Source organism: Microbacterium sp. ANT_H45B, assembly GCF_008369345.1.
GTDB lineage: Bacteria > Actinomycetota > Actinomycetes > Actinomycetales > Microbacteriaceae > Microbacterium.
Genome location: NZ_VOBK01000001.1, coordinates 963,566 through 989,226, shown reverse-complemented (window position 1 = coordinate 989,226; position 25,661 = coordinate 963,566). Strand labels below are relative to the sequence as shown.

Sequence of the window (25,661 nt, the reverse complement as noted above, 5' to 3'; positions counted from 1 at the left end):
AGACGAAGGGCGTCAGTGCGGGCCGGTCAGGCCTTGCACTGCTCCGCTTCGGTCTCCTTGCAGATGTCGCGGATCAGGTCGTAGTACGCGTCGTCGACGGGCTTCGTGGCGTAGAAGACGCTGCGGAACGAGTCGGTGTCGGCGCTGTCGATGCCTGCGGCGATGATGTCGTCGATCGTGATCTCGGAGAGTCCGTCGATCAGCTTCTTCGAGACGTCGTCGGGAAGAGTCGACGAGTAGACGAGCGGCGCACCGGGCACCATGGTCTCGTCGATGACCTTCACGGCATCCGACTTCTCGACCTCGGAGTCCTCGGCGAAGCCGACCTCGCACTCGACGCCCTCTCCGACCTTCTGCACGCTGACGTCGTGCTTGCCCGCGAAGACCGGGGTGATGTCCGTCTTCGGGTCGATGCCCGCTTCGATGAGGTTGTACGACGGGAAGAGGTAGCCCGACGTCGACGACGGGTCGACGAAGCAGACCTTCTTGCCCTTGAATTCCTCGATGCTCGAGATGTCGCTGTCCACGGGGACGATCGCCTGCGAGAAGTAGCCGGGCTCCTGGCCCTCCTCCGTCACGATCGACGAGATCGGCGTCAGCTTCGCCCCGTTGTTCGTGGCGGTGACATAGGTGAAGCCCGAGAAGGACGCCACGTCGACCTTGCCGGCGACGGCGGCCTCGATGAGCGCCGCGTAGTCGGTGGACTCGTGGTACTCGACCGTCTTGCCGGTGATCTCGGCGATGTAGTCCATGAGCGGCTGGTAGTTCGTCTCGGTGTCGACCGAGTCGGGGACGACGCCGAACACGAGCGTGTTCTCGTCGACGGCGAACCCGCCGGACGAGGACGACCCCTCGGCGCCGGGCGTGCCAGTGGCCTCGGCGGGACCGGAGCAGGCGGCGAGGCCGAGCGCGAGGATCGCGGCACCGGCGAGGACGGGGAGGACACGGAGCTTCATGAGGACCTTTCGGAGTGGGGGGTGATCCGAAAGCCACTCTGACAGCCGTCAGGGTCACATATATACCTAACTCGGAAGAGTTCAGCGGCCGTTCACCCTTCATTCCCGCGGGTGAACACGCATGGAACGCCACAGAGATCATCGAGCATGCCAAGTAGTATGCCTATGTGGCTGAAGCTGTATACACCCAGATCGCCGACGACCTCCGGGCGCAGATCGCCTCGGGGGTGTTGCGGCCGGGAGACGACGTGCCCACCGAGGCCGATCTGGCCGAGCGCTGGCACACCTCCCGCGGCCCGATCCGCAACGCGCTGGCGGCACTGCGCGGCGAGGGACTCATCGAGACCGGTCGCGGTCGCCCCGCGCGGGTGGTCGCCCGCAAGGCGAATCAGGCCGTCGACGTGTCGGTCCCCTTCACGCGCTGGGCGCGCGACCTCGGGGTCACTCCGGGTGCGCAGACGCAGGAGCTGAGCCTGCGTCGCGCGGGCGATCGCGCCGAGGCGCTCGGAGTGTCGCCCGACGACACGATCGTGGGCGTCGTGCGCCTGAGGTCGCTCGACGGACGGCCCACCATGCTGGAGCGCCTCTTCTACACGGAGGCGGTCGGGCGGCGTCTGTTCGACATCGACACGGACGAGGTCTCGATCACCGAGTACCTCGGATCGGTGGGCCACCCGATCGTGGGCCTGGAGCACCAGATCGATGCCGTCGCGGCTGACGAACAGGATGCGGCACTGCTGCGCGTTGCGCAGGGGACGCCGATCCTGCGATTGAGCCGCATCTCGAGAGACGCGCAGGGTCGGATCTTCGAGGCCTCCGAGGATCGCTATCTGAGCGAGGTCGTGCGGTTCACGGTGGCCGCATCCGGAATCTCGACGGACGGGCACTACATGCGGGCGGTCGGCGGCTGAGAACCGGACGATTACCGAGAACCGGGCGATTCCTGAGAACCCGGGCGATGGCCTCGATCTCCGTGAGGAGAGAAGCCGATCGCGAGCGCGATGGGGATCAGATACCAAGACCGCGCTCGCGATCACAGCGCTGGGGATGCGCTATTTCTGGGGTATACCCAATGTAAGCGGGCAGCTACACCATCGAATACGGCCTAATGTCGAGACATCGCATAGACCTTCGTCTAGTGTTTCCTGATCGAGGTCCGGATTTCCGCGGGTTTTCAGAACGCGTTCCGGTATTTCTCTCGAGAGGGGGATGCGCGCGAGCGACCGTCCGTCAGGGCTTCGCGACAGATCGGGCGATCGGTAGACGTGCGGTCACGACCCACCGACCATCGACTTCTCCGGCACTGAACTCTCCGCTCGCGCCGAGCACGCGCTCCGCCATTCGGCCGACGCCGGTGCGACTGGAGGAGAGTTCGCGGCGCGGAGTCACCGACAGAGGGCTGCTCACGGCCATCTGCGCGAGATCATCGTCGATGTCGAAACGGATCTCGATCTCTCCCGCACCGGCGTACTTGAGGATGTTCGTGGCGGACTCGCGCATGATGCGGGCGAGGACGATCTCGGCGGCGCGAGGGACACGCTCGTCGGCGGGGTCTCCGTCGAGCAGCACCGTGTGCCCGGCGGATTCGAATTCCTGCGTCGCCTCATCGACGGATGCGGCGAGGTCGCCGGTCGGCATGCCCTCGGAGCGGGGGCCGTCGTCGGCGAGGTCGATCACGAAGCGGAGGTCGGTCATCGCCTTGCGGGCGGCGATCCGGATCGCCTCTTGAGAATGGGAGCTCGTTCGTTGATCGTCGAGCATCTGCACGTGCAGGGACACCACGGTGAGGTGGTGCGCGATGCTGTCATGCAGCTCGCCGGCGATCCACCGCCGTTCGGCGAGCACTGCTTGGCGCTCCTGCTCGGCCTTCTCGGCCAGCTGGACTTCGAGGGTTCGCCCTCGGGCGAACGCCACGCGCAGCGCGAAGCCCACAGCTCCGGCGACAGTCGCGGAGATCAGGTAGATGCCGAGGTTGATCGGGGTGCTCGTCTCCCCGAAGGCGACGAGCGCCGTCGCGAGGAGGAAGACTCCCGCGTAAGAGAGGATGAGCGCGTTCCAGCCGAGTCGCATGATCAGTGCTGCAGCGAGTGCGGCGACTGTCAGTACGTCCGTCTGGCTTCCCGTGAAGAACGAGAGTGCGAACACGACGGCGAGTGCGCACGTCGCGATGAGAGGCCACCAGAGATACAGGACGAGCACGGCGGTCGATGCGATGCTGACCGCGGCGACGAACGGGTCCACTCCCGGAGGGAGGAACAGTCCGACTATCCCGAAGACGACCATCGTGATGACAGTCGCGAGGATGGCGATGCGTTCGATCGTGCTGAGCTTCTCACCCTTCCCGAGCCGTGAAACGACAGAGTCGCCAGTGCGGGGAGGACCAAAAGCCATGCTTCAGTATCTCCTAATAGCCAGGTAGATTAGCGAGTGAAGCCAAAGAACTGGTTGAATGCCTGCCAGAAAGTCATAGTGATTCACCTCCGTTGTTGGACTTTTGTGAAGTAATAAGTTCATCTTCTCGGTGATCCGAGCGCTTCACATCTGTCACAAGTCCAGACATCACTAGCCAAAGGTCTAGGTCTGAGCACCGCGCAGCGACCCCCGTTAGGCTTCCCACATGCCGGAAATCCGCGTTCTCATCGTCGATGACGACCCACTGGTGCGTTCAGCACTCTCGCACTTCGTCTCTCGCGACCCCGAGATCAACGTCGTGGCCGAGGCAGAGACGGGCCTGGAAGGCATCGAGGCAGTCGAGCGTGAGCACCCTGACGTCGTCATGATGGACGTACAGATGCCGGAGATGGATGGCATTGAGGCGACCGGTGTGATCAGCGAGCGCTGGCCTGAGGTCAAGATCCTCGCCGTGACCACTCTCGACGGCAGCGACACAGTGCTGCCCATGCTGAGTGCGGGGGCGTCGGGCTATCTTCTGAAGGACTCCAGCGCGGCCAGCATCCTCGAAGGCGTGCGTGAGGTGTACAGCGGAGCGAGTTCCCTGTCGCCGCGCATCGCGTCACTGCTGATCAAGCATGTGCGCGACACCGAGCCGATGAGCAGCGACGGCACACTCGAGGTCCTCACCGATCGCGAGCAGGAGGTGCTGCAGCGGTTGGCGCAGGGGATGTCTAACGCGGAGATCGCTCGCACTCTGATCGTCTCCGAGGGAACGGTCAAGGCGCACCTGGGACGCATCATGTCGAAATGGCACGTACGCGATCGCGTGCAGATCCTCGTGACCGCGGCGCACGCCGGACTCGTCGACTTCCGCTGAGTCGCGGGGTGCGCCATCGTTGGTCGGGGTCCCACCACGCCGGCCCTCGCACCTGGGGGATGCCGTCGTTCATGCGGATCTCCCACCCGGACTTCCCGAGCGATCGGTGATGCCACCAGCACAACGGCACACCGTTGTCCGTATGAGTGGGCCCGCCCCTCGCGTGCTCGGTGACGTGATGGATCTCACACCATGACGCCGGAACATGACACCCCGGGATCAGACATTCCTTGTCGCGAGCGATGATCGCCCGCCGTTGATGCACCGTGAAGACCCGATCGGTGGTCGTGATCGCGATGATCCGCCCCTCATCGAACACCACCCGCTGAATCGCTCCGGTGCATGCGATCTGCGCGGCGACGAAGACGGGCACGTGGGCACCGGAACCGGTGATCGTCGCCCACCCACCATTCCCGCCGCCGGACTCCGCGGTGTTGCCGAAGGCGGTCCCCTGCACGGCGTTTCCGAACGCGGTTCCGCCGGCGCCAGGATCGCTGTGGGCGGCGAGATCTGCCGCGTCGACGTTCACGACGAGGACCGGTGCCGCACCACCGAGAGAAGGCATGTCGTTGTGGCGGGCAGCGATCGTGAGAACCATCGCGAGAGCATCGTGACGTTTCTGCGCCGAAGTGCGATCATCGAGCACGCACCGCGGATCCGAGTTAAACGGATCCTCCCCCTCGACATCGACATCGACACCCACACCGCCCATGCCAGTGCCGGCGTCGGCATCGGCATCGGCATCGGCATCGGCATCGGCTTCCGCACTGGCAGCAAAGCCGTCGCTCGGCACGAAGTGCACGCCCGGCATCGGCGGTCCGTCGCCTTTGGGATTGAGGATCGCGTCCAGGATCACCTGGAACTGCCCGGCGACATCCGGGGTCAGAAACCCCCGGATCGCATGCACCCCGTCCGTCAACCGGCCGATCGTGACACCCCGACGACGACACGCCACCTCATCCCTGGGCTCTTCCCCGTCGGGGTCGAACATCGACGCGAGATCCTCCGCGAGCATCGCCAGATCCTGCACCGTCGGCGCAGGCCCCGAACCATCATCCACACCCTCCGGGTCAAGGTCCGGATCGGCATCAGCGTCACCGCCGTCGTCGACCACGACACCGTGCCCGCGGGCGCACCCGGCCAACGCGACATCCGCCGCTAAGCGTTGATCCACGCTCAGCCGGTCCCACACCTTCTCTATCGGACCCGTCGCCGCGAGAAACCCCGCCACCCCCACCACCCCCTCCAGCAACGCGAGCCGCAGCTCCGACCACCGCGCCGGCATCCGCTCCCCCGACAGACTCAGCGGACGCCGCACCAGATCGACGACCCTGTCGACCCGACTCGCACCCCGCACATCCACCCGCACCGCCCGCTGCACCACCTCATTCACACCCCGACACCCCACCGCATGCGCGAACTCACCCCCGTCATCGCTCGCGACAGCCTCGACGATCACCGCCTCCGCCCGCCGGAACACCGCCCCCGCCCCCAACAACACCCGAATCCGATCCGCATCACCCAACCCCGCCAGCACACCCTCAGACAACACCATGTCAAGGTCGGCGATGACCCGATCCAAAAGCTCCATCGTGCTGTCCATACCCGCAAGTCAACCCGCAACCACCGACATTCGAGACCCCGAACCACCCACAAATACCCCAGACCAGAGGCGTATTCCAATCTCCCGGAATGACACGGCGAGAGCACTCTCGGGTCGACTGCGGAGGGGCTGGACGAACAGGGTGAGGCAGATGTCACGGTCCGAGCGATCCGGCGAGACAGATGGGGGAACCGGCCCGCTTGGGGGGACCGACCCTGATCGGGGGAACCGGCCCCGATGGAAGGGGGAGCCGGCCCCGTTGGGGGCCGGCCCCGCGGGGGGCGCGGGGGGAAACCGGTCACGTTGGGGGGTCGGGGCAACCGGCCCCGATGGGAGGAACCGCCCCCCGAGGGGGCACAGCCCCAATGAGGGGGAACCCGGCCCCGCGAGGACGGGAGAGAGCTTCTCGGAGACAGAGCGAGAGGACCATCCCGCGAAACAGATCGAGGGCCGAGCGGTCAGACCCGCGCCGATTCCGCCTTCATGAAGACATCGACGTCGTCTTCGCTCTCGAGCACGAATCCATGCCTCTCGTACAGACGGCGAGCGGGGCTTCCCTGCAGCACGTTCAGGCGGAACGGAACCGAGGGACTCTCATCGGCGAGAAGATGCGCGAGGACGGCAGATCCCAGCCCCCGCCCCTGCACCGCCGGGTCGAGATAGAAGTGCTCGATCCAGACCGCGTCGGGCTCGACCCGTACCGCGATGAGCCCGACGTCGTCTCCGTCGACGACGATCACGCGCGTGTTCTCCGGCGCATACGCATCGAGGAACCGCTGCCGCACACGCACGGGGTCGTAGCGGCCGAGCCTTTCCAGATCGGGGCGCATGACGATCGCCCTCAGCTCCGCCATCCACCGAGCATCCGAGGGACCACTGGCTCGAAGACTCCACCCGATCGACACAGCATCCATCCAATCACCCGTCTCATCGACCACGTTCCCCGGCACCCCGTGCGGCCCGCGCGGCCCGCGCGGCCCGCCTCCCTACAGCGCGAGCAGGACGATCCCGGCGAGGACGACGACGGATGCGGCGATCCGCCACCCCGGTCTGCTCTCCTTCAGCGCGAAGACGCCGAACAGAGAGACCAGCACGACGCTGACCTCACGCAGCGGGGCGACCAGCGCGACCGGCGCGAGCTGGATGGCGGTGAGCACGAGGATGTACGACAGCGGCGACAGGATACTGAATGCCACGATGCGCCGCCACTGCGTGCGGCCGAGTGTGCGCACGGCGGCCCATCGCCCGCGGACGCCGATCGAATAGAAGGGGATCTCGAGCAGCATGGTGCCGACCATGAACGCGACGGGCGACAGGTTCCAGGTGCGCACCGCGTTCGCATCCCAGATCGTGTAGACCGCGATCGCGACGCCCGTGAGGAGTCCGAACACGAGCCCGGGGTCGAGGGATCGCCGCGAGCGGGACGCGCGTCCACGGTCGACGAGACCGATCGCGACCACTCCGAGGATGATCGCGGCGACGCCGACGAGCGCGAGGGCGGACGGGCGCTCCCCCAGCAGCAGGACGGCGACGATCACCGACAGGAACGGGCCTGTGCCCCTGGCGGTCGCGTAGACGGTCGACAGGTTTCCCTCGCGGTACCCGCGCTGCAGGACCGCCATGTAGATCACATGGAGCACGGCGGACACCCCGACGCCCCACAGGAATGCCCGCAGGTCATCGGTGCCAAGCCCGCCGGTGAAAGGGATGACGCCGATCCACACGACCGTGCCCCCGACGGCGCCCCACCAGAGGAAGGGCATGCCCGCCTTGCTCACGCCGTGGGCGATGACGTTCCACGCGGCGTGGGAGATCGCCGCGGCGAACACGAGGGCGAAGGCGAGAGCGGACATGCGAGACCCTTCCGTACGTCGCGGGCACGACGAACAGGGTCCTCCGGGCTTTTGTCCTGTCAGATGACGGCGACCCTGCGGAGGGACGCCGTGGCGCCGCTCGGACCAGACGGGACGAACCCCGGAACCCTAGGCGCTATCGGAACTCACGGTACGCGGTGATGGTGACCGGCAGGTGAACAGCGCGCGCAGAGGCGCGCAGCGCGTGAGCAGAGGCGCGCAGCGCGTGAGCAGAGCACCGTCAGGCCCGATTACGATCGAATCACCGCCCCCTGCAGGAAGGCCGCACCATGCCCGTCACCCCTGACGCCGTCATCCACGCCGAGGATCTCGCCGACTTCGTCGCCGCCTCGCCCTCGAGCTACCACGCCGCCGCGGAGACGGCCCGACGCTTGGAGGACGCCGGCTTCGAGCGTCTGCGCGAGGAGGACGCATGGGAGGTGACGCCCGGCGGGCGCTACCTCGTCGTGCGCGACGGGGCGACCATCGCCTGGACCCTGCCGGCGGATGCGGTCGCGACCACCCCCGCTCACATCTTCGGCGCACACACCGACTCCCCCGGGTTCAAGCTCAAGCCGCAGCCCACCACCGGATCGAGAGGCTGGCTGCAGGCCGCGGTCGAGGTGTACGGCGGTCCGCTGCTGAACTCCTGGCTCGACCGCGAGCTGCGCCTCGCCGGACGCCTCGCCCTCGCCGACGGCCGCGTCGTGCTCGCCGACACGGGCGCGCTGCTGCGCCTGCCGCAGCTCGCCGTGCATCTCGACCGCGGCGTGAACAACAACGGCCTCGCCCTCGACAAGCAGGCCGAGACGCAGCCGGTCTGGGGGCTGGGCGACGCGTCCGATGCCGACGTATTGGCCGAGCTCGCCGCGTCGGCCGATGTGTCGGCAGCGGACATCCGCGGATACGACGTCATGATCGCCGACGCCGCACGCGGCACGGTGTTCGGTCGGGACGACGCGTTCTTCGCCTCGGGGCGCCTCGACGATCTCGCCTCGGTGCACGCCGGTGTCGTCGCCCTCGAGCGCGCGGGGTCGGCCGAGTCCGGCCCGATCGCGGTGCTCGCGGCCTTCGACCACGAGGAGCTCGGCTCGAACTCGCGCTCCGGAGCCGCCGGGCCGTTCCTCGAGGACGTGCTGGGCCGTGTCTACGACGCGCTCGGCGCCGACTCGTCGCAGCGCCGCCGAGCTCTGGCCTCGTCGTGGTGCCTGTCGAGCGATGTCGGGCACTCGGTGCACCCGAACTACGCGCAGAAGCACGACCCCGTGGTGCAGCCCGTGCTCGGGTCCGGCCCGATCCTCAAGCTCAACGCCAACCAGCGCTACGCCACGGATGCTCTCGGCTCCGCCGCCTGGCGCGAGTGGTGCGACACGGCCGATGTCGTCACGCAGGAGTTCGTGTCGAACAACAACGTGCCGTGCGGGTCGACCATCGGCCCGATCACGGCGACGCGTCTCGGCATCCGCACCGTCGATGTGGGCATCCCGATCCTCTCGATGCACTCCGCGCGCGAGCTCGCCGGCGTCTCTGACCTCCATGACCTCATGCGCGTCGCGGGGGCGTTCTTCGCCGGCTGAGCCCTCTGCCGCCCCGTCGGTGCCAGGATGAGGGAATGACGGACATCAAGCCTGCTCTCATCGAGCGCGCGGGCATCGAGATCATCCCCGAGACCGAGCGCACGGCGACGCCGCGCGACCTGTTCTGGCCGTGGTTCGCGGCCAACGTGTCGGTGTTCGGGATGTCGTACGGATCGTTCGTGCTCGGCTTCGGCATCTCGTTCTGGCAGGCCACGCTCGTGTCGGTCATCGGCATCGTCGTGTCGTTCCTGCTGTGCGGGCTCATCGCCATCGCCGGCAAACGCGGCTCCGCCCCCACCATGGTCCTCTCGCGCGCCGCCTTCGGCGTGCAGGGTCAGAAGGTGCCGGGCATCGTCTCGTGGCTGACCTCGATCGGCTGGGAGACGTTCCTCGCGATCACGGCCGTGCTGGCGACCGCGACGATCATCACGCAGCTCGGCGGCGACGGCGAGAGCATCGCCCTGAAGATCACGGCCGCCCTCATCGTCGCGGCACTGATCGTCGCCGCGTCCGTGCTCGGCTATCACACGATCATGCGGATGCAGTCGGTGCTCACCTGGGTCACCGGCGCCGTGACGGTGCTCTACATCGTGCTCGCCGCGCCGACGATCGACATCGCGACGGTGCTGTCCCGGCCGGATGGCGGCATCGGCCAGGTGATCGGAGCCCTCGTCATGGTGATGACCGGGTTCGGCCTCGGCTGGATCAACATCGCCGCCGACTGGTCGCGGTATCAGAAGCGCACCGCATCCGATGGAGCGATCGTCGCCTGGAACACGATCGGCGGCTCGGTCGCACCCGTGATCCTCGTGATCTTCGGGCTGCTGCTCGCGGGGTCGAACGATGAGCTCATGAGCGCGATCGCGGCCGACCCGATCGGCGCGCTCGCGACGATCCTGCCGGTCTGGGTGCTCGTGCCGTTCCTGCTCACCGCCGTGCTCGCGCTCGTCTCGGGCGCCGTGCTCGGCATCTACTCGTCGGGCCTCACGCTGTTGAGCCTCGGCATCCGCATCCCCCGCCCGTCGGCCGCGGCCATCGACGGGGTGATCCTCACGATCGGCACGATCTACGTCGTGTTCGGTCCCGAAGGCTTCCTCGGACCGTTCCAGAGCTTCCTCATCACCCTCGGCGTTCCGCTGGCCTCCTGGGCCGGCATCCTGATCGCCGACATCCTGCGCCGTAAGAAGGACTACGACGAGTCCGCGCTGTTCGACAGCCGGGGACGATATGGCGCCTGGGACTGGACCTCGATCGGCACCATGGTCGTCACCAGCGTGATCGGCTGGGGCCTCGTGCTCAACGGTTTCGCGGACGCGGCGCCCTGGAACAACTGGCAGGGGTACCTGCTCTTCCTCGTCGGCGGTGTCGATGGGGACTGGGCCTACGCCAATCTGGGCGTGTTCTTCGCCCTCGTCCTGTCGTTCGTCGTCACGTACTTCGCGCGGGCGGCGAAGATCCGCCGTCAGGAGCACACCGCGTGAGGGATGCCGCGGAGCGACGCCCGGCCGACGGCCCCTGGCTCGTCGTGATCGATCCGCAAGCGATCTTCGCGTCTGCCGACTCCGCCTGGGGGTCGCCGTTCTTCGCCGACGCGATGCCCCGCATCCGCGCGCTCGCCGACCACTTCGGCGACCGCGTGATCGTGACGCGGTGGATGCCGACGGCGGATCGCACCACCTCGTGGGGCGCGTACTTCGCCGCCTGGCCGTTCGCCGATCAGTCGCCGGACGATCCGCTGTTCGCCCTCGTTCCCGATGCGGTCGGCCTCTCGCCGCATGCGACTCTCGATCTGCCGACGTTCGGCAAGTGGGGCCACGAGATCGAGACGATCGTGGGGCGCGGCGCACACATCGTGCTGACCGGTGTCGCGACGGACTGCTGCGTGATCTCGACGGCGCTGGCCGCCGCGGATGCCGGAGCCCACATCACCGTCGTCGCCGACGCGTGCGCGGGATCGACCGCCGAGAATCAGGCCGCAGCACTGCAGGTCATGGGCTTGTATCCGCCGCAGATCACGGTCAGCGACACCGCCGCGGTGCTCGCCGGGCGGTGAGCCGCCGACACGCCTGTCCCGATCGCCGACACGGCTCAGCCCGCCGCGCGGACGTCCGCGGCGATGTCGGCGGGCGACCCCTGCCACGGCGCGCCATGGCCCGGCAGCACCCAGGATGCCGAGACGGCGGCCAAGCGGTCGAGCGATGCGAGCGCGGCGGCAGGCTCGTCGGTGAACGGCGCCGGTTGTGCGCCGGTGCGCCCGGTGAGCACGTGACGGGTCGTCAGCGCATCGCCGACGAACACGGCATCCGCGGCCGGCACGTGCACGGCGATGCTGCCGGGCGAGTGTCCTGGCATGCCGATCACGACCGGGGAGCCGGGGAGGTCGAGGACGTCCCCGTCCGCGACCTCGGTGACCTCGGCGACGTGCGGGGTGCGCATCGCGTTCTTGCGGAGCCCGTAGGCGAGGAAGCCGAGCATCGGCCCGATCCGAGCCGGTCCCATCGGCGTCTTCGGCTTCTCGCCGGTGCGCACCCGGTGGGCGTCGGCGGCGTGGATGAACACCGGCACCCCGGCCTCGCGGCGCAGGCGCTCGGCGAATCCGATGTGGTCGCCGTCGCCGTGGGTCAGCACGAGTCCGCGGATGTCGGACATCGGGCGCCCCAGCTCGGCGAGTTCACGCTGCAGGTCTTTCCAGTGGCCGGGGAGACCGGCGTCGATGAGGGTGATCCCCTCGGGCAGATCTATGAGGTAGGAGGCGACGATGTCGTTGCCGAGTCGGTGCAGGTGCGGTGCGAGCTTCATGGCGGATCCTTTCGGGATGATTGCGATGGCTACGTTACGTAGCTATGATGGCTATTGTCAATAGCCATCAAGGAGATGCCATGCCGACACCCGACCGGACCTCGCTCGAGGCGATCATCGCCGCGGGCCGCGAGATCCTCGACGCCACCGGCCCCACGAGCGTGACGATGCAGGCCGTCGCCACGAAGGTGGGCGTTCGCGCCCCATCGCTCTACAAGCGGGTGCGCGACCGCGAGGCCCTCCTCTCCGCCATCGCCGCGTCCGCGATCGACGAGCTCACCGCACGCCTCGACGCGACCGACGCCGACATCGCCGAGATCGCGCAGGCCTACCGCGGCTTCGCCCGGCAGCATCCGGAGGCCTTCCGCCTCATGTTCAGCACGGCCGCGCCGCACGACGCCCTGCAGCGCTCAGCCGCACCGCTCATCCGCGCGACCACGACACTCGTCGGCGAGGACGACGCGCTCGATGCAGCCCGCCTCGTCACCGCGTGGGCGACGGGATTCCTGCAGATGGAACTGTCGGGCGCCTTCCGTCTCGGCGGCGACGTCGACCGGGCGTTCGACTACGGCCTGCGGCGACTCATCGCCGGGCTCAGCGCCGGGCCGACCCCCGACTGATCCGGCGCCTGGCCACCGCTTCCTCGGCCACTCGGATGCCCGCCTCCGGCGAACTCGACCGCGGTGCTGCCAGGATGTTGCGCGGAGAGGGGTTTCCGTGAACAGCAGCGCGCACGCCGAAGAGTCCGAGCACCCGAAGAAGGCCCGGCGCCCGTGGCACCGGGCGAAGATCGCCGTGGGACTCGTGGTGGCCGTCACCGCGGTGATCGCCACCGTCGGCGCGATCACCCCCTGGCCCTCCGCCATGCTGATCCGCGCGGTGTTCACGAAGGGCGGAGACGACACCGCCGCCGAGATGGACCGGCATGTGCCCGACACGAAGCTCACCGAGCAGCTCGACGTCGCCTACGGCGACGCGGGTGCCGACACGACGATGGACGTCTTCGCTCCGACATCCGCCAGCGGCCCGCTGCCCACCGTCGTATGGATCCACGGCGGCGCCTGGATCTCCGGGTCGAAGGAGAACGTCGATCCGTACCTGCGCATCCTCGCCGCCGAGGGGTACACGACCATCGCCGTCAACTACACGATCGGCCCGGAGGGCGTGTATCCGCTCGCCGTCCACCAGCTCAACGATGCCCTCGCATACATCGACGAGAACGCCGAGGAGCTGGGCGTCGACCCGACCCGGATCGTGCTCGCGGGCGATTCGGCGGGCGCACAGCTCGCCAGTCAGATGGCGACGCTGATCACCAGCACCGACTACGCCGAGATCCTGGACATCACGCCCTCGCTGAAGCCCGATCAGGTCGTGGCGACCGTGCTGAACTGCGGCGTCTACGACCTCGCCGCGCTCGCCCAGCTCGACGGCATCGCCGGCTGGGGGCTCAAGACGTCGATGTGGGCGTACTCGGGCACGAAGACCTGGGCCGAAGATTCGACGGGGTCCACCATGTCGACCGTCGATTGGGTCACGGCCGACTTCCCGACGACGTATATCTCGGGAGGAAACGGAGACGGACTCACCTGGCTGCAGTCGATCCCGATGGCGAAGCGCCTGGAGGAACTCGGGGTGGACGTGACGACCCTGTTCTGGCCGGCCCCGCACGAGCCGAAGCTGCCCCACGAATACCAGTTCCATCTCGACCTGCCGGATGCGCAGACCGCCCTGCAGAAGACCATCGACTTCCTGAACGCGCACACCACCCGCTGAGGTCTGGGCGGATCGGGAGCGCCCTGCCTACTTCATCGTGTCGAGGATGCCCACCAGGTCGTCGAACGTCGTGAGCGGATTGAGGATCGCGAAGCGGGTGTTCGGACGTCCGCCGTGCGAACTCGGCACCACGAACGCGCGCTGCGAGTCGAGCAGCTCGTCGGACCAGCGGTCGTAGTCGGCGCGCTCCCATCCCTCACGCTCGAACACGACGACCGACAGCTGCGGATCGCGCACGAGACGCAGTTCGGGACGCGCGGCGATCTCGGCGGCGATGCGCTGGGTGAGAGCGAGCGTCGCGCTCACGGCCTCGCGGTAGGCGGTGACGCCGTAGGTCGCGAGAGAGAACCAGAGCGGCAGTCCGCGCGGGCGGCGCGTCAGCTGGATCGAGTAGTCGGACGGGCTGAAGTCCCCCGCATCCGTGAGGGTGTCGAGGTATTCGGCATGCTGCGTGTGCGCGCGGCGCCCGGCGTCGGGATCGCGGTAGATCAGCGCACAGCAGTCGAACGGCGCGAACAGCCACTTGTGCGGATCGACGATCACCGAGTCGGCGCGCTCGACACCGGCGAAGACGCCCCGAGCCTCGGGAGCCAGCATCGCGGTGAGCCCGTAGGCCCCATCGATGTGCAGCCAGAAGTCGAACTCGTCCTTGAGTGCGGCGATGCCGGCGATGTCGTCGACGATGCCGAAGTTGGTCGATCCGCCGGTCGCCACCACCGCGCAGATCTCGTCGCCGTGCTCGCGCAGGGCCTCGCGCACGGCATCCGCTCGCAGCACGCCGTCGGGGCCGGCGGGCACGAGCACCACATCGGCGTCCATGACCTTCGCAGCCGACTTGTTCGAGGAGTGCGCCTCGACGCTGCACACGATCTTCCACCGACGCGGCAGCTCTCTGCCCGCCTCGAGCAGTGCGACCTTCGCGGCCTCGCGGGCCGCGACCAGCGCCGACAGGTTGCCGATCGTGCCGCCCTGCACGAAGACGCCGCCGGCCGTGTCGGGGAGCCCGAACTCGGAGGCGAGGAACGACAGCACCTCGTTCTCGGCGTGGACGGCGCCGGCTCCCTCGAGCCAGCTCCCGCCGTAGAGACCGGATGCCGAGACCACGAGGTCGAAGGCGATGGAGGCGATCGTCGGCGCGGTCGGGATGAACGACAGGTACGACGGGTGGCTCGTCGTCAGACACGCGGGCGCGAGGATGTGCTCGAACACACTGAGGGCCCGCTGCGATCCGAGACCGCCGTCGGTGATGGTGGTGCCGACGAGCCGGTCGAGCTCGGCCGGGGACTGCGGCTTGTCGAGCGGCACGTCGGCCGCGAGCATCCGTCGTCGCGAGTAGTCGAGCACGGCGTCGACGATCGCCGTCGATTCGGCCGAGGCCGCGTGCATGCGTTCTGCTCCCATGAGCTGTCCCTAACTGTGGGTTCGTGCGGGCGATGTCGGTGCGGAGGTCGTGGATGTGGGTGTGGATGCCGAGGTCGTGGGGGTCGTGGCCGTGGACGGAGCGTCGAGCACGGCCGCGAGAGTGCGGCGGGCGAGATCGGTGCGGTCGCGGGGTGCCCAGTGCACGAGCGAGTGCGCGCTCATGCCGTCGACCATGGCCAGCAACATCCATGCGGAGGACGCGGGGTCGACCCTGATGTCGGCGGCCTCGGCGGCGGCACGGGCGATGAGGTCTTCGAGCGCACTGTGCCAGAGGTCCATCTCGGCGCGCACCCGCGCACCGAGCGCTTCGTTGCGGGCGCCGAGCGCCCAGGACTGCACCCACACCATGGCGACGTCGTCGCGGGAGTCGTCGAGCAGCGTCTCGATGAGCCGCAGCAGGTTGGTGCGCAGGTCGACCCCGTCGTCGTACGAGGCGATGACTTCGTCGCGTTCGGCGGAGACGATCGTCGTGAAGACCTCGGCGACGAACGATTCCATGACCGGGCGGTAATGGGCCACGAGCGCAGGCGTGACCCCGACCCTGGCGGCGACGGCGCGCACCGTGAGCGCCTCGAGTCCGCTCTCGCCGGCGAGCGATACGGCGCCGTCGAGGATCGAGCGTTCGCGCTCCTCGGGCGGCAGCCGGCGAGGCGCGGCGGCTCTTGACGTGGTCTTCATCACGGGCTACCGTATCACTCGTTGATCACGTGTTCAATAGCGATCACGGCTCCGCAGCCTCGACAGAGGGATCGACAGCGAGGGAGACGAATCATGGCCTGGCACATGCCCGCAGAGACGGCACCGCACGACCGCACCTGGATGGCGTTCCCCGCCGAGGGGCCGACCCTGGGCGAGACGGCGTCAGAGCGCGACGAGGGCTACGCGACCTGGACCGAGGTCGCGCACGCGGTCGCCGAGTTCGAACCGGTCACGATGATCGTCGATCCGGCCGAGGTCTCCCGCGCCCGGCGCATGCTGAGCCGCGCCATCGACATCGTCGAGGCGCCGGTCGACGAGTTCTGGATGCGAGATTCCGGCCCCACCTTCGTGGTCGACGACGAACGCCCCGGCGTGCTCGGCGCGGTCGACTGGATCTTCAACGGCTGGGGCGCCCCCGCGTGGGCGCGCTGGCAGAAGGCGGCGCAGCACGCGCGCATCATCGCGGGGGCAGTCGGTGCCGAGCGGGTGAGCTCGACCCTGGTCAACGAGGGCGGTGGCATCCATGTCGACGGCGAGGGCACCGTGCTGCTCACCGAGACGGTGCAGCTCGACCCGCGGCGCAACCCCTTCGCCGACCGGCAGCGCGTCGAGGCCGAGATGGCCCGCACGATCGGCGCGACGACGGCCGTGTGGCTGCCCCGCGGACTCACCCGCGACTACGACGACTTCGGCACGAACGGGCACGTCGACATCGTCGCCACGATCGCCTCTCCCGGCCGACTGCTGCTGCACGACCAGCAGAACCCCGACCACCCCGACCACGCCGTGTCCCGCGAGCTGCGCGCGCACCTCGCACAGCAGACGGATGCCGCGGGCCGCGCGTTCGAGATCATCGACCTCCCCGCGCCGTCGACCCTGCGCGACGACGAAGGTCCGGTCGACTGGAGCTACGTCAACCACCTGGTGACGAACGACGGCGTGGTCGCCTGCGGCTTCGGCGACGCGACGGCCGATGCGGCTGCCAGGGAGATCCTCGCCGACGCCTACCCCGGACGACGTGTCGTCACCGTCGACGCGCGCCCTCTGTTCGACCGCGGCGGCGGCATCCACTGCATCACCCAGCAGCAGCCGCGCATCGGCGGTGTCTCATGATCGACGTCGTCGAGGCCTCCATCGCCGAACTGCGGCGAGCGCTCGAGACAGGTGCGGCCACCGCCGTCGACCTCGTCGACGCGTATCTCGCCCGCATCGCCGCCTACGACGGGCCCGAGACCGCGACGGCGCTGAACGCGGTGGTCGTCGCGAATCCCGACGCGCGCGCCGAGGCCGAGGCGTCGGATGCACGGCGTGCGCGCGGCGCCGTGCGCGGACCGCTCGACGGCATCCCCTACACCGCGAAGAACAGCTACCTGGTGCGCGGACTCACCGCCGCCGCCGGCAGCCCCGCCTTCGCCGAGCTGGTCGCCCAGCGCGACGCGTTCACGATCGAGCGGCTGCGTGCGGGCGGGGCGATCTGCCTGGGGCTGACCAACATGCCCCCGATGGCGAACGGCGGAATGCAGCGCGGTGTCTACGGCCGCGCCGAGAGTCCGTACAACCCCGACTTCCTCACCGCACCTTTCGCATCGGGGTCGTCGAACGGGTCGGGCACGGCGACGGCGGCGAGCTTCGGGGCCTTCGGCCTGGGCGAGGAGACCTGGTCGAGCGGCCGCGGTCCCGCCACGAACAACGCCCTCTGCGCCTATACGCCCTCCCGCGGGGTGATCTCGACCCGCGGCAACTGGCCTCTCGTGCCGACCATGGACGTCGTCGTGCCGCATGCCCGCACCATGGCCGATCTGCTCGAGGTCCTCGATGTGATTGTCGCCGACGATGCCGAGGTGCGCGGCGACTTCTGGCGCGCCCAGCCGTGGGTGACGCTGCCCGTGTCTTCCGAGGTGCGGCCCGAGTCGTATCCGGCGCTGACGGCCGATGCGACGGCGGCTCTCCGCGGCGTGCGCATCGGCATCCCGCGCATGTACATCAACGCGGATCCGGAGGCCGGCACCGCCGACGCGCCCGGCATCGGCGGCCCCACCGGGCAGCGCATCGAGACCCGCGCCTCGGTGATCGAGCGCTGGGAGGCGGCCCGCCGCGACCTCGAGGCCGCCGGAGCGACGGTGGTCGAAGTCGACTTCCCCGTGGTGTCGAACTACGAGGGCGACCGTCCGGGTGCCCCCACCATCGCGACGCGCGGACTCGTGTCGCCGGCATACCTGCAGCGCGAGATCGTCGACCTGTCGGCGTGGGGCTGGGAGGACTTCCTGCAGGCGAACGGCGACCCGCGGCTGCGCACGCTCGCGCAGGTCGACGGCGCATCGATCTTCCCGCATCCCGACGGAGCACTCCCCGACCGCTACACCGGGTTCGATGACGACATCGCCGAGTACCCGGGCTGGGTGCGTGCGAATCCGGGCGTCGGATTCGAGGACATGGCCGAGCTCCCTGACGGACTGCGCGGACTCGAAGAGACCCGTCGCGTCGACCTCGAGGAGTGGATGGACGAGCACGAGCTCGAGGCCGTGGTCTTCCCGGCCGTCGCCGACGTGGGCCCCGCCGACATGGACGTGAACGAGGCCTCAGCCGACCTCGGCTGGCGCAACGGCACGTGGATCGCCAACGGCAACCTCACCGTGCGCCACCTCGGCATCCCGACCGTCACGGTGCCCATGGGCCTCATGTCCGACATCGGCATGCCGATCGGTCTGACGTTCGCCGGCCGCGCCTACGACGACTCCGCGTTGCTGCGTCTCGCTGCGGCGTTCGAGACGATCGGCGCTCCCGGCGCGCGGCGCACGCCGCCACCGCGGACGCCGAGGCTGTGACGTGCTCGGGCGTGGGTCTACTCTGAGCGCATGGACAGCGGGCTGATCTTCTACATCCTGTTCGGTCCCGCGCTGTTCGCGCTCGCCTGGTTCATCGTGGCGGGTATCAACCTGCTGATCCGCGTCATGGTCGACCGCCTGACCGCTATCCACACGGGCCGCAGCGCGCGAACCTATGTGCGCAAGCACCAGCGCGACACCCTGCCCCACGGTCTGCTCTGACCCAGGGACAACGGAGCGATCCCTTTCGTGCTGTTCGTCTTTCCGTTCTGGGCGGGTGTCAGTGCGTCCAGGTGTGCACGGGCTCGCCGGCCTGCATCCGCTCCAGGTAGTCCGCGAGCATGCCGTGCAGCGCCTCGGGCCGTGACGCGCCGGCGCGCTCGCGAGCCGCGACGTTCTCCCGCTGCCAGACGGCGCCGTTGCGTCCCGTGAGGCATCGCTGCTCGATGATGCCCAGATACCGATCACGCACCTCGGGGTCGACGCCGTACGCGTCCAATCCCTCGGCCGCCGCGGGCAGCAGTCGTCGCAGCACCAGCTCTCTCGGGCTGATCCCGCCGACCTCCGGCCAATACAGCCGCGAGTCGATGCCGCCGCGGGCCGCGGCCTGAAGGTTCTCGGCCGCGGCGTCGAAGGTCATCTGCGTCCAGATCGGACGATCCGCCTCGGCCATGCTGCGCACGAGGCCGTAGTAGAACGCGGCGTCCGCCACCACGTCGACGACGCTCGGTCCCCCCGGCAGCACCCTGTTCTCGAGACGCAGATGTGCGGTCCCGCCCTCGACGTCGTAGACCGGGCGGTTCCAGCGATAGACGGTGCCGTTGTGCATGCGCAGCTCGGCGAGCTCCGGCGCACGCCCCTCGGCCAGCGCCTCGAAGGGATCCTCCTCCGCGCACACCGGCAGCAGCGCAGGGAAGTACCGCGAATTCTCCTCGAAGAGGTCGAAGATCGACGTCACCCATCGCTCGCCGAACCAGACGCGCGGACGCACGCCCTGATTCTTCAGCTCCTGCGGCCTGGTGTCGGTCGCCTGCTCGAACATCGGGATCCGCGTCTCGTGCCACAGCGCCTTGCCCGCGAAGAACGGGGAGTTCGCCGCGAGCGCCACCTGCACGCCGGCGATCGCCTGCGCCGCGTTCCAGTACGCGGCGAACGACTCCGGTGCGACCTGCAGATGCAGCTGCACGGAGGTGCATGCGGCCTCGGGCAGGATCGTGTCGCAGACCATCGCGAGCCGCTCGACGGGTCGGTCATCGTTCAGGGCGACGCCGTCGAGCTGCAGCTCGATGTCCTCGCCCCGCGCCGAGAGGATCTGCTGACCCAGCAGGCTGTATCGAGGGTCTGCCGAGAACCAGCGCTCGGTGAAGTGCGTCTCGTCGAGCGTCGGGAGCATCCCGATCATCACCAGACCGCTGCCGGCCGACCGCGCCCGGCGATCGGCGACATCGAGCGAGCCGCGCAGCACGGTCTCGAGCTCCTGCAGATGCCCGTCTCCGATCGGCCGCGGGGCAACATTGATCTCGACGTTGAAGCGCGCGAGCTCGGTCTGGAACGCCGGCGAGGAGATCGCCTCGAGCACCGCGTCGTTCCCCCGGGCGGGTGCGCCCTGCTCGTCGACCAGATTCAGCTCGATCTCCAGACCGAGCTGCGAATCCGGGGCGTCGACGGCGGAGAATCGGCCGTCCGCCAGCATGGATGCCAGGGCCTCGAGACACCGCTCGGCCTTGGCGCGGAACTGCGTGCGGTCCTGGCGTGTGAACGTCCGTGCCTCGATGCTGTCGCCCATACGCCGACGGTATCCACCGTGCGCCGCCCCGTCGAGGAAGGCTCTCCATATTTCATTATTGTGACGCTCGCCATGATTGTTATATGTTCGTCCTGTCCGTCACGACAGGAAGCGACCCATGAGCACCGAGAACAACGAGCGCGAGCTCGAGGCCGGCATCGTCACCGATCTGTCCGGCCGGATGACCTACGGGTCGTACCTGTCGCTCGACCAGCTGCTCACCGCGCAGAACCCGGTCAGCGTGCCCGAGCACCACGACGAGCTGCTGTTCATCATCCAGCATCAGACCACCGAGCTGTGGCTCAAGCAGCTGCTGCACGAGCTGTCGTCCGCCCGCGAGCTCCTCGCCAGCGACGATCTGCGCGAGGCCCTGAAGCGCGTCGCGCGCGTCAAGCGCATCCAGGACGTGATGACCCAGCAGTGGGCGATCCTCGCGACGCTCACGCCCACCGAGTACGCGCAGTTCCGCGGCGCGCTCGGCAACTCCTCGGGCTTCCAGTCGGTGCAGTATCGCGCCGTCGAGTTCGCGCTCGGCAACAAGAACGAGAAGATGCTGAGCGTCTTCAGCGACCATCCCGCCAACCTCGCGCTGCTCACCGCCGAGTGGAACAAGCCCACGCTCTACGACGAGTTTCTGCGCTACGCCTCACGCCGCGGGCTGCCGATCCCATCCGAGATCCTCGATCGCGACGTGCGCCTCCCCTACCGCGAGACGCCCGAACTCGTGCCTGCGATCCGCGAGATCTACAAGAACCACCAGCAGCACTGGGACCTCTACGAGGCCTGCGAAGACCTCGTCGACCTCGAGGACAACTTCCAGTTCTGGCGCTTCCGCCACCTCAAGACCGTCGCCCGCACGATCGGCATGAAGGTCGGCACCGGGGGGTCGAGCGGAGTGGGGTTCCTGCAGCGCGCCCTCGATCTGACGTTCTTCCCCGAGCTCTACACCGTCCGCACCGAGATCGGCAGCTGATGCACGCCGCGACCTTCTTCGACGGCGAAGGATGGCGCGAGGGCATCGTCGAGCTGATCGACGGGCGGATGCTGCTGCACGACGAGCGTCCCGCGCCCGGCACGCCTCGTCTCGACGGCGTGATCATCGGCGGCTTCACCGACCACCACGTGCACCTGCAGCTCGTCGACCACACCCTTCTCGGCCGCTCGACGCTCGGACGCGTGGTCGATCTGGGCGCGAACCCGGCCGTCATCGCCGCACTGGCCGCAGCGCGTTTCGTCTCGGTCGCTGGCGCTCCCTCGCTCAACGAGCGGGGTGTTGACGACACGGACGCCCGCTCGTTGAGCGAGCGGAGCGAGACGAAACGCGCCCCCCACCGCGTCGCGATCGACTTCGCGGGCGCGTTCCTCACGCCGGTCGGCGGGTATCCGAGCGACCGCGACTGGGCGCCTGCAGGGTCATTCCGCGAGATCGCGGACGCCGAGACGGCGCACGCGGCGGTCACCGAGATGGCGGATGCCGGAGCATCCGTCATCAAGGTCGCGAGCAACGCCGACGCCGGACCCGTCTTCACCGACGACCTGTTCCGCGCGATCGTCGACGCCGCCTCGGCCCGCGGACTCCCCGTCGTCGCCCACGCCCAGGGCGCCGGAGAGGCCCAGCGCGTCGCGCGCCTCGGCGCCACCCATCTGGCCCACGCCCCGTTCACCGAGCGACTCGACGACTCCGAGATCGCGGCGCAGGCCGCATCCGTCGTCTGGGTCTCGACGCTCTCGATTCACAGCATGGAGCACAGCGCCCGAGCCGTCGCGGTCGACAACGTCCGCCGCTTCCATGCCGCCGGCGGCACCGTGCTCTACGGCACCGATATGGGCAACGGCCCGACGCCGGTCGGGCTGAACCCCGCCGAGCTCGACGCCCTCCGTGACGCGGGCATCGACGGCGACGACCTGCTGCGCTCCCTCGCCCCACAGGACCCCCGCGACCCCGCATCCGTGCTGCTGCACCTTGCCGACGTCACCGCGACCCCGTCTTCCGCCCGCCCGCTCACCCCCGCCGATCTGAAGGTGTGACATGACCGACCCCCGCGATTCCGCCCGTCTCGAGACCGCACTCCTCGAGGAAGCCCGCGCCCTCGACGCCGCAGACCCCCTGCGCAGGCACCTCGACGCGTTCGCCGACGCACCGGGCGTCGACGCATACCTCGACGGGAACTCTCTCGGTCGCCCGTTGCGCGACATCCCCGAGAAGCTCGCCGCGTTCGTGCGCGACGACTGGGGCACGCGGTTGATCCGCTCCTGGGATGAGCAGTGGATGGCGCTGCCGATGGAGCTCGGCGACCGGATCGGCGCCCTGACACTCGGCGCCGCAGCCGGTCAGACGGTCGTCGCCGACTCGACCAGCGTGCTGATCTACAAACTGATGCGGGCCGCCGCGACCGCCGACGCCACCCGCACCGAACTGGTGATCGAGGCCGGGAACTTCCCCACCGACCGCTTCCTGGCCGCCGGTGTCGCAGCCGAGACGGGGATGACCGTGCGGTGGATCGAACCCGACCCCGTGCACGGAGTGCAGCTCGCCGATGTGCTCGACACGATCTCCGAGCGCACGGCGCTCGTATCGCTCAGCCACGTCGACTATCGCTCCGGGGCGCTCGCCGACATGCCCGGCATCACCGCCGCTGTGCACGAGGCGGGCGCGCTGATGATGTGGGACCTCTGCCACTCGGCCGGCGTCATCCCGATGCAGCTCGACGCCTGGGGCGTCGACATGGCGGTCGGATGCACGTACAAGTACCTGAACGGCGGGCCCGGCTCCCCGGCGTTCGCCTACCTGCGTCACGACCATCAGGGCGTGCTGCGCCAGCCGATCCAGGGCTGGTGGAGCGCGGCGGACATCTTCGCGATGGGCCCTGAGTATGTGCCGGCCGGCGACATCCGCCAGCTGCTCAGCGGCACACCCCCGATCACCTCGATGCTCGCGATGCAGGGGATGCTCGACCTCCTCGAGCTGTCGACGATCGAGGGCGTCCGCGAGAAGTCGGTCTCGCTGACCGATCTCGCCGTCCGCGCCTACGACGAGGCTCTCGCGCCCCTCGGCGTGCGCCTCTTGAGCCCTCGGGATTCCACCCTTCGGGGCGGACACGTCACGATCGGGCACCCCGACTTCCGCGCGGTGACGCAGCGGCTGTGGGCGCAGGGCATCATCCCCGACTTCCGTTTTCCCGACGGCATCCGCCTGGGACTGTCGCCCCTCAGCACCTCGCACGTCGAGACGATCACCGGCGTGCTCGCGGTGCGGGATGCCCTGGAGTCGCATGAGGGCTGACCGCGATCGTCGGGTCGTGGACGACGCGGTGCTCGACGACATCGATGCGCGCCCCGGCAGCACCGCCTCGCTGCTGCGCACACTGATCGGCCTGTATCTGCGTCCACTCGGAGGCTGGGTGTCGACGGCCGATCTGATCGCGCTCGCCCACGACCTCGGCATCCCCGCCGCGCAGGCGCGCACCGGCATCACCCGGCTCAAGCAGAAGGGCCTGCTGCTGGCCGAGCGTCGGCATGCCGTCGGATATCGCCTGAACCCGGCGGCCACGACGATGCTGGAGCGGGGCGACCGCCGCATCTTCGAGATGCGCGAGATGACGGAGGCCGACAGCTGGTGCCTGATCTCGTTCTCGATCCCCGAGAGCGCCCGCGGTGTGCGCCATCAGCTGCGCCGTCGACTGCACTGGATCGGCGCGGGGGTGGTGTCGCCCGCTCTCTGGATCTGCCCCGGCCATCTGCAGGACGAGGCCTGGCAGATCGTCGCCGATCTCGACGCGCACCCCTGGGTGACGCTGTTCCAGGCGCACAGTCCGGTCATGGCGAGTACGCCGCACGAGGCCGCCGCGGCCTGGTGGGATCTCGCTGCGCTGCGTGCCGAGCACCTCACCTTCCAGTCGGCGCTCGCGGCACTCCCCGACGACCCCTTCGCGGGGTACGTGCGCCTGATCGACAGCTGGCGCGTGCTGCCCTATCTCGACCCCGGCCTGCCGCCGTCGATGCTGCCGGAGGACTGGCCCGGCGGCGCGAGCGTGGCGGAGTTCACCCGGCTGTCCGCAGCGCTGGCCGATGCCGCGTGGCGGCGAGTGCGCGAGGTCACCGCGACGGCGGCGCCGTCGTCGCCCGCACCACGAGACGCGTCGGCAGGATGACGTTCATCTCGTCGATCGCCTGACCCGACAGCAGTGTGAACACCATCTCCGCCGCCACCGACCCCAGCCGGCGCATGGGCTGCTGGATCGTGGTGAGCGGGAGCGCTCGGCGGGTGGCCTCCGGCACGTCGTCGAACCCGATCACCGACAGATCCGCGGGCACGCGCAGCCCGAGCTCGTGGGCGACGTCGATCACCGCGATCGCCGACAGGTCGTTGGCGGCGAAGATCGCCGTCGGTCGATTCGTCGCGCTGAGCATCACCCGCGCGGACTCCCTGGTCGCGTCCAGCTCGTAGCGGCCGATGCCGATGAGCGACGGGTCGAGGACGATGCCGGCCTCGGCCAGCGCCCGCCGATACCCGGCATCTCGCAGTCCTGCCGAGCGCAGGTCGGGGCGGCCGGCGAGGAAGCCGATGCGGCGATGGCCGAGTCCGATCAGGTGGTTTGTCGCCGCGAGCGCGCCACCGAAGCTGTCGGATTCCACCGTCGGAAGATCGGCGCGTCCCGTGTGCGGGTCGATCGCGACCACCGGGATCTCGGTCCCCGCGCTGACCACGGTCGGGGTGACCAAGATCGCCGCGTCGATGAGCGTGCCGGAGAGCCGGCTCAACGAGCGTCGCTCCCAGCCGTCGCCCGCGCCGCGGTGCGAGCCGCTGTAGGCGAGCAGGTCGAAGGCCGTGTCGTGCACGGCGGTGCCGACGCCCTTGAGGATCTCGGCGCTGAACGGCTCGAAGTCGGCCAGCAGCACACCGATGACTCCGGTGCGTCGCGCCCGCATGCTGCTCGCGACGAGACTCGATTCGTATCCGAGATCCTTCACGGCGTCGAGGACCCTCTGCACGGTGGCATCGGCGATGCCGTATCGGCCGTTCACCGCTTTCGACACCGTCGACACCGACACCCCGGCCGCCCGAGCGACGTCGTGGATCGTGGTACGAGCCCCCAT

General features: G+C 69.0%; 24 protein-coding genes. 14 read left to right on the top strand and 10 right to left on the bottom strand.

Features of this window, described 5'->3' with window-relative positions; translation table 11 throughout:
• Positions 1–26 precede the first annotated feature (26 nt).
• Positions 27–956 (bottom strand): phosphate/phosphite/phosphonate ABC transporter substrate-binding protein, encoded by a 930-nt coding sequence (locus FQ142_RS04720; RefSeq protein ID WP_149422434.1) that lies wholly within the window; start codon positions 954–956, stop codon positions 27–29.
• Between the two features lie 167 nt (positions 957–1,123).
• Here FQ142_RS04720 and FQ142_RS04715 point away from each other — a divergent pair, with 167 nt between their 5' ends.
• Positions 1,124–1,867, top strand: a complete 744-nt coding sequence (locus FQ142_RS04715) for a GntR family transcriptional regulator (RefSeq protein ID WP_149422433.1) — start codon at positions 1,124–1,126, stop codon at positions 1,865–1,867.
• 319 nt (positions 1,868–2,186) lie between these two features.
• Here FQ142_RS04715 and FQ142_RS04710 read toward each other — a convergent pair whose 3' ends face one another.
• Complete coding sequence (locus FQ142_RS04710) at positions 2,187–3,347, bottom strand: sensor histidine kinase (RefSeq protein WP_149422432.1); 1,161 nt, start codon at positions 3,345–3,347, stop codon at positions 2,187–2,189.
• A 226-nt stretch (positions 3,348–3,573) separates the two neighbouring features.
• Between FQ142_RS04710 and FQ142_RS04705 the strand changes: the two genes are divergently transcribed.
• Entirely contained in the window at positions 3,574–4,227 is a 654-nt protein-coding gene (locus tag FQ142_RS04705) for a response regulator (protein WP_045254095.1), read from the top strand.
• Here the strand turns inward: FQ142_RS04705 and FQ142_RS04700 are convergent.
• The 3 genes from FQ142_RS04700 to FQ142_RS04690 all read right to left on the bottom strand — a co-directional run bounded on the left by FQ142_RS04700 (position 4,148) and on the right by FQ142_RS04690 (position 7,683).
• Positions 4,148–5,830: an HNH endonuclease signature motif containing protein gene (locus tag FQ142_RS04700; protein WP_149422431.1), complete on the bottom strand. Its 1,683-nt coding sequence runs from the start codon at positions 5,828–5,830 to the stop codon at positions 4,148–4,150. The two genes, FQ142_RS04705 and FQ142_RS04700, sit on opposite strands and share 80 nt — an antisense overlap.
• Positions 5,831–6,288: 458 nt before the next feature.
• On the bottom strand, positions 6,289–6,684 hold the full coding sequence (locus FQ142_RS04695) for a GNAT family N-acetyltransferase (protein WP_262492056.1): 396 nt from the start codon (positions 6,682–6,684) through the stop codon (positions 6,289–6,291).
• A 132-nt stretch (positions 6,685–6,816) separates the two neighbouring features.
• Positions 6,817–7,683: an EamA family transporter gene (locus FQ142_RS04690; RefSeq protein ID WP_149422430.1), complete on the bottom strand. Its 867-nt coding sequence runs from the start codon at positions 7,681–7,683 to the stop codon at positions 6,817–6,819.
• A gap of 290 nt (positions 7,684–7,973) precedes the next feature.
• Here FQ142_RS04690 and FQ142_RS04685 point away from each other — a divergent pair, with 290 nt between their 5' ends.
• From FQ142_RS04685 to FQ142_RS04675, 3 genes are read left to right on the top strand one after another with little or no spacing between them, the layout of a single operon-like run.
• Positions 7,974–9,260: a M18 family aminopeptidase gene (locus FQ142_RS04685; protein ID WP_149422429.1), complete on the top strand. Its 1,287-nt coding sequence runs from the start codon at positions 7,974–7,976 to the stop codon at positions 9,258–9,260.
• 35 nt (positions 9,261–9,295) lie between these two features.
• Positions 9,296–10,741 (top strand): purine-cytosine permease family protein, encoded by a 1,446-nt coding sequence (locus FQ142_RS04680; RefSeq protein WP_149422428.1) that lies wholly within the window; start codon positions 9,296–9,298, stop codon positions 10,739–10,741.
• Complete coding sequence (locus FQ142_RS04675; RefSeq protein WP_149422427.1) at positions 10,738–11,313, top strand: cysteine hydrolase family protein; 576 nt, start codon at positions 10,738–10,740, stop codon at positions 11,311–11,313. Before FQ142_RS04680 ends, FQ142_RS04675 begins: the two co-directional genes overlap by 4 nt.
• 35 nt (positions 11,314–11,348) lie before the next feature.
• Here the strand turns inward: FQ142_RS04675 and FQ142_RS04670 are convergent, their stop codons facing one another.
• Positions 11,349–12,059, bottom strand: a complete 711-nt coding sequence (locus FQ142_RS04670; RefSeq protein WP_149422426.1) for an MBL fold metallo-hydrolase — start codon at positions 12,057–12,059, stop codon at positions 11,349–11,351.
• 80 nt (positions 12,060–12,139) lie between these two features.
• On the opposite strand from FQ142_RS04670, the gene FQ142_RS04665 reads away from it, so the two are divergent.
• Entirely contained in the window at positions 12,140–12,679 is a 540-nt protein-coding gene (locus FQ142_RS04665) for a TetR/AcrR family transcriptional regulator (RefSeq protein WP_149422425.1), read from the top strand.
• Positions 12,680–12,776: 97 nt separating this feature from the next.
• Entirely contained in the window at positions 12,777–13,832 is a 1,056-nt protein-coding gene (locus tag FQ142_RS04660; protein WP_188042307.1) for an alpha/beta hydrolase, read from the top strand.
• A gap of 27 nt (positions 13,833–13,859) precedes the next feature.
• Here FQ142_RS04660 and FQ142_RS04655 read toward each other — a convergent pair whose 3' ends face one another.
• Positions 13,860–15,233, bottom strand: coding sequence for a pyridoxal phosphate-dependent decarboxylase family protein (locus tag FQ142_RS04655; RefSeq protein WP_149422424.1), 1,374 nt, complete (start codon positions 15,231–15,233; stop codon positions 13,860–13,862).
• Positions 15,234–15,242: 9 nt separating this feature from the next.
• On the bottom strand, positions 15,243–15,932 hold the full coding sequence (locus tag FQ142_RS04650; RefSeq protein ID WP_149422423.1) for a TetR/AcrR family transcriptional regulator: 690 nt from the start codon (positions 15,930–15,932) through the stop codon (positions 15,243–15,245).
• 93 nt (positions 15,933–16,025) lie between these two features.
• Between FQ142_RS04650 and FQ142_RS04645 the strand changes: the two genes are divergently transcribed.
• Genes FQ142_RS04645 through FQ142_RS04635 form a run of 3 tightly spaced genes read left to right on the top strand, consistent with a single transcriptional unit; the run spans position 16,026 to position 19,000 of the window.
• Positions 16,026–17,066: an agmatine/peptidylarginine deiminase gene (locus FQ142_RS04645; RefSeq protein WP_056415791.1), complete on the top strand. Its 1,041-nt coding sequence runs from the start codon at positions 16,026–16,028 to the stop codon at positions 17,064–17,066.
• A complete protein-coding gene (locus tag FQ142_RS04640) occupies positions 17,063–18,778 on the top strand; it encodes an amidase (RefSeq protein ID WP_149422422.1) in 1,716 nt (571 codons plus the stop codon). The genes FQ142_RS04645 and FQ142_RS04640 overlap by 4 nt, the downstream gene beginning before the upstream one ends.
• 30 nt (positions 18,779–18,808) lie before the next feature.
• Entirely contained in the window at positions 18,809–19,000 is a 192-nt protein-coding gene (locus FQ142_RS04635) for a hypothetical protein (RefSeq protein WP_149422421.1), read from the top strand.
• 58 nt (positions 19,001–19,058) lie between these two features.
• Here FQ142_RS04635 and FQ142_RS04630 read toward each other — a convergent pair whose 3' ends face one another.
• On the bottom strand, positions 19,059–20,564 hold the full coding sequence (locus FQ142_RS04630; RefSeq protein ID WP_149422420.1) for a glutamate-cysteine ligase family protein: 1,506 nt from the start codon (positions 20,562–20,564) through the stop codon (positions 19,059–19,061).
• A gap of 118 nt (positions 20,565–20,682) precedes the next feature.
• Between FQ142_RS04630 and FQ142_RS04625 the strand changes: the two genes are divergently transcribed.
• The 4 genes from FQ142_RS04625 to FQ142_RS04610 are packed head-to-tail and all read left to right on the top strand — an operon-like array spanning position 20,683 to position 24,715.
• Entirely contained in the window at positions 20,683–21,537 is an 855-nt protein-coding gene (locus FQ142_RS04625; RefSeq protein ID WP_149422419.1) for a tryptophan 2,3-dioxygenase, read from the top strand.
• Positions 21,537–22,592 (top strand): amidohydrolase family protein, encoded by a 1,056-nt coding sequence (locus FQ142_RS04620; protein ID WP_149422418.1) that lies wholly within the window; start codon positions 21,537–21,539, stop codon positions 22,590–22,592. Before FQ142_RS04625 ends, FQ142_RS04620 begins: the two co-directional genes overlap by 1 nt.
• Before the next feature lies 1 nt (position 22,593).
• Positions 22,594–23,847, top strand: coding sequence for a kynureninase (locus FQ142_RS04615; RefSeq protein ID WP_149422417.1), 1,254 nt, complete (start codon positions 22,594–22,596; stop codon positions 23,845–23,847).
• Between the two features lie 16 nt (positions 23,848–23,863).
• Positions 23,864–24,715, top strand: a complete 852-nt coding sequence (locus FQ142_RS04610; RefSeq protein ID WP_262492055.1) for a PaaX family transcriptional regulator C-terminal domain-containing protein — start codon at positions 23,864–23,866, stop codon at positions 24,713–24,715.
• Here the strand turns inward: FQ142_RS04610 and FQ142_RS04605 are convergent.
• Entirely contained in the window at positions 24,660–25,661 is a 1,002-nt protein-coding gene (locus FQ142_RS04605; RefSeq protein WP_149422415.1) for a LacI family DNA-binding transcriptional regulator, read from the bottom strand. The two genes, FQ142_RS04610 and FQ142_RS04605, sit on opposite strands and share 56 nt — an antisense overlap.

Excerpts from the sequence above, each read along its gene's own strand:
- FQ142_RS04720 (WP_149422434.1), bottom strand. The coding sequence starts at position 956 with ATGAAGCTCCGTGTCCTCCCCGTCCTCGCCGGTGCCGCGATCCTCGCG.
- FQ142_RS04710 (WP_149422432.1), bottom strand. The coding sequence starts at position 3,347 with ATGGCTTTTGGTCCTCCCCGCACTGGCGACTCTGTCGTTTCACGGCTC.
- FQ142_RS04705 (WP_045254095.1), top strand. The coding sequence starts at position 3,574 with ATGCCGGAAATCCGCGTTCTCATCGTCGATGACGACCCACTGGTGCGT.
- FQ142_RS04700 (WP_149422431.1), bottom strand. The coding sequence starts at position 5,830 with ATGGACAGCACGATGGAGCTTTTGGATCGGGTCATCGCCGACCTTGAC.
- FQ142_RS04695 (WP_262492056.1), bottom strand. The coding sequence starts at position 6,684 with ATGGCGGAGCTGAGGGCGATCGTCATGCGCCCCGATCTGGAAAGGCTC.
- FQ142_RS04690 (WP_149422430.1), bottom strand. The coding sequence starts at position 7,683 with ATGTCCGCTCTCGCCTTCGCCCTCGTGTTCGCCGCGGCGATCTCCCAC.
- FQ142_RS04685 (WP_149422429.1), top strand. The coding sequence starts at position 7,974 with ATGCCCGTCACCCCTGACGCCGTCATCCACGCCGAGGATCTCGCCGAC.
- FQ142_RS04680 (WP_149422428.1), top strand. The coding sequence starts at position 9,296 with ATGACGGACATCAAGCCTGCTCTCATCGAGCGCGCGGGCATCGAGATC.
- FQ142_RS04670 (WP_149422426.1), bottom strand. The coding sequence starts at position 12,059 with ATGAAGCTCGCACCGCACCTGCACCGACTCGGCAACGACATCGTCGCC.
- FQ142_RS04665 (WP_149422425.1), top strand. The coding sequence starts at position 12,140 with ATGCCGACACCCGACCGGACCTCGCTCGAGGCGATCATCGCCGCGGGC.
- FQ142_RS04655 (WP_149422424.1), bottom strand. The coding sequence starts at position 15,233 with ATGGGAGCAGAACGCATGCACGCGGCCTCGGCCGAATCGACGGCGATC.
- FQ142_RS04650 (WP_149422423.1), bottom strand. The coding sequence starts at position 15,932 with ATGAAGACCACGTCAAGAGCCGCCGCGCCTCGCCGGCTGCCGCCCGAG.
- FQ142_RS04645 (WP_056415791.1), top strand. The coding sequence starts at position 16,026 with ATGGCCTGGCACATGCCCGCAGAGACGGCACCGCACGACCGCACCTGG.
- FQ142_RS04640 (WP_149422422.1), top strand. The coding sequence starts at position 17,063 with ATGATCGACGTCGTCGAGGCCTCCATCGCCGAACTGCGGCGAGCGCTC.
- FQ142_RS04635 (WP_149422421.1), top strand. The coding sequence starts at position 18,809 with ATGGACAGCGGGCTGATCTTCTACATCCTGTTCGGTCCCGCGCTGTTC.
- FQ142_RS04630 (WP_149422420.1), bottom strand. The coding sequence starts at position 20,564 with ATGGGCGACAGCATCGAGGCACGGACGTTCACACGCCAGGACCGCACG.
- FQ142_RS04625 (WP_149422419.1), top strand. The coding sequence starts at position 20,683 with ATGAGCACCGAGAACAACGAGCGCGAGCTCGAGGCCGGCATCGTCACC.
- FQ142_RS04620 (WP_149422418.1), top strand. The coding sequence starts at position 21,537 with ATGCACGCCGCGACCTTCTTCGACGGCGAAGGATGGCGCGAGGGCATC.
- FQ142_RS04615 (WP_149422417.1), top strand. The coding sequence starts at position 22,594 with ATGACCGACCCCCGCGATTCCGCCCGTCTCGAGACCGCACTCCTCGAG.
- FQ142_RS04605 (WP_149422415.1), bottom strand. The coding sequence starts at position 25,661 with ATGGGGGCTCGTACCACGATCCACGACGTCGCTCGGGCGGCCGGGGTG.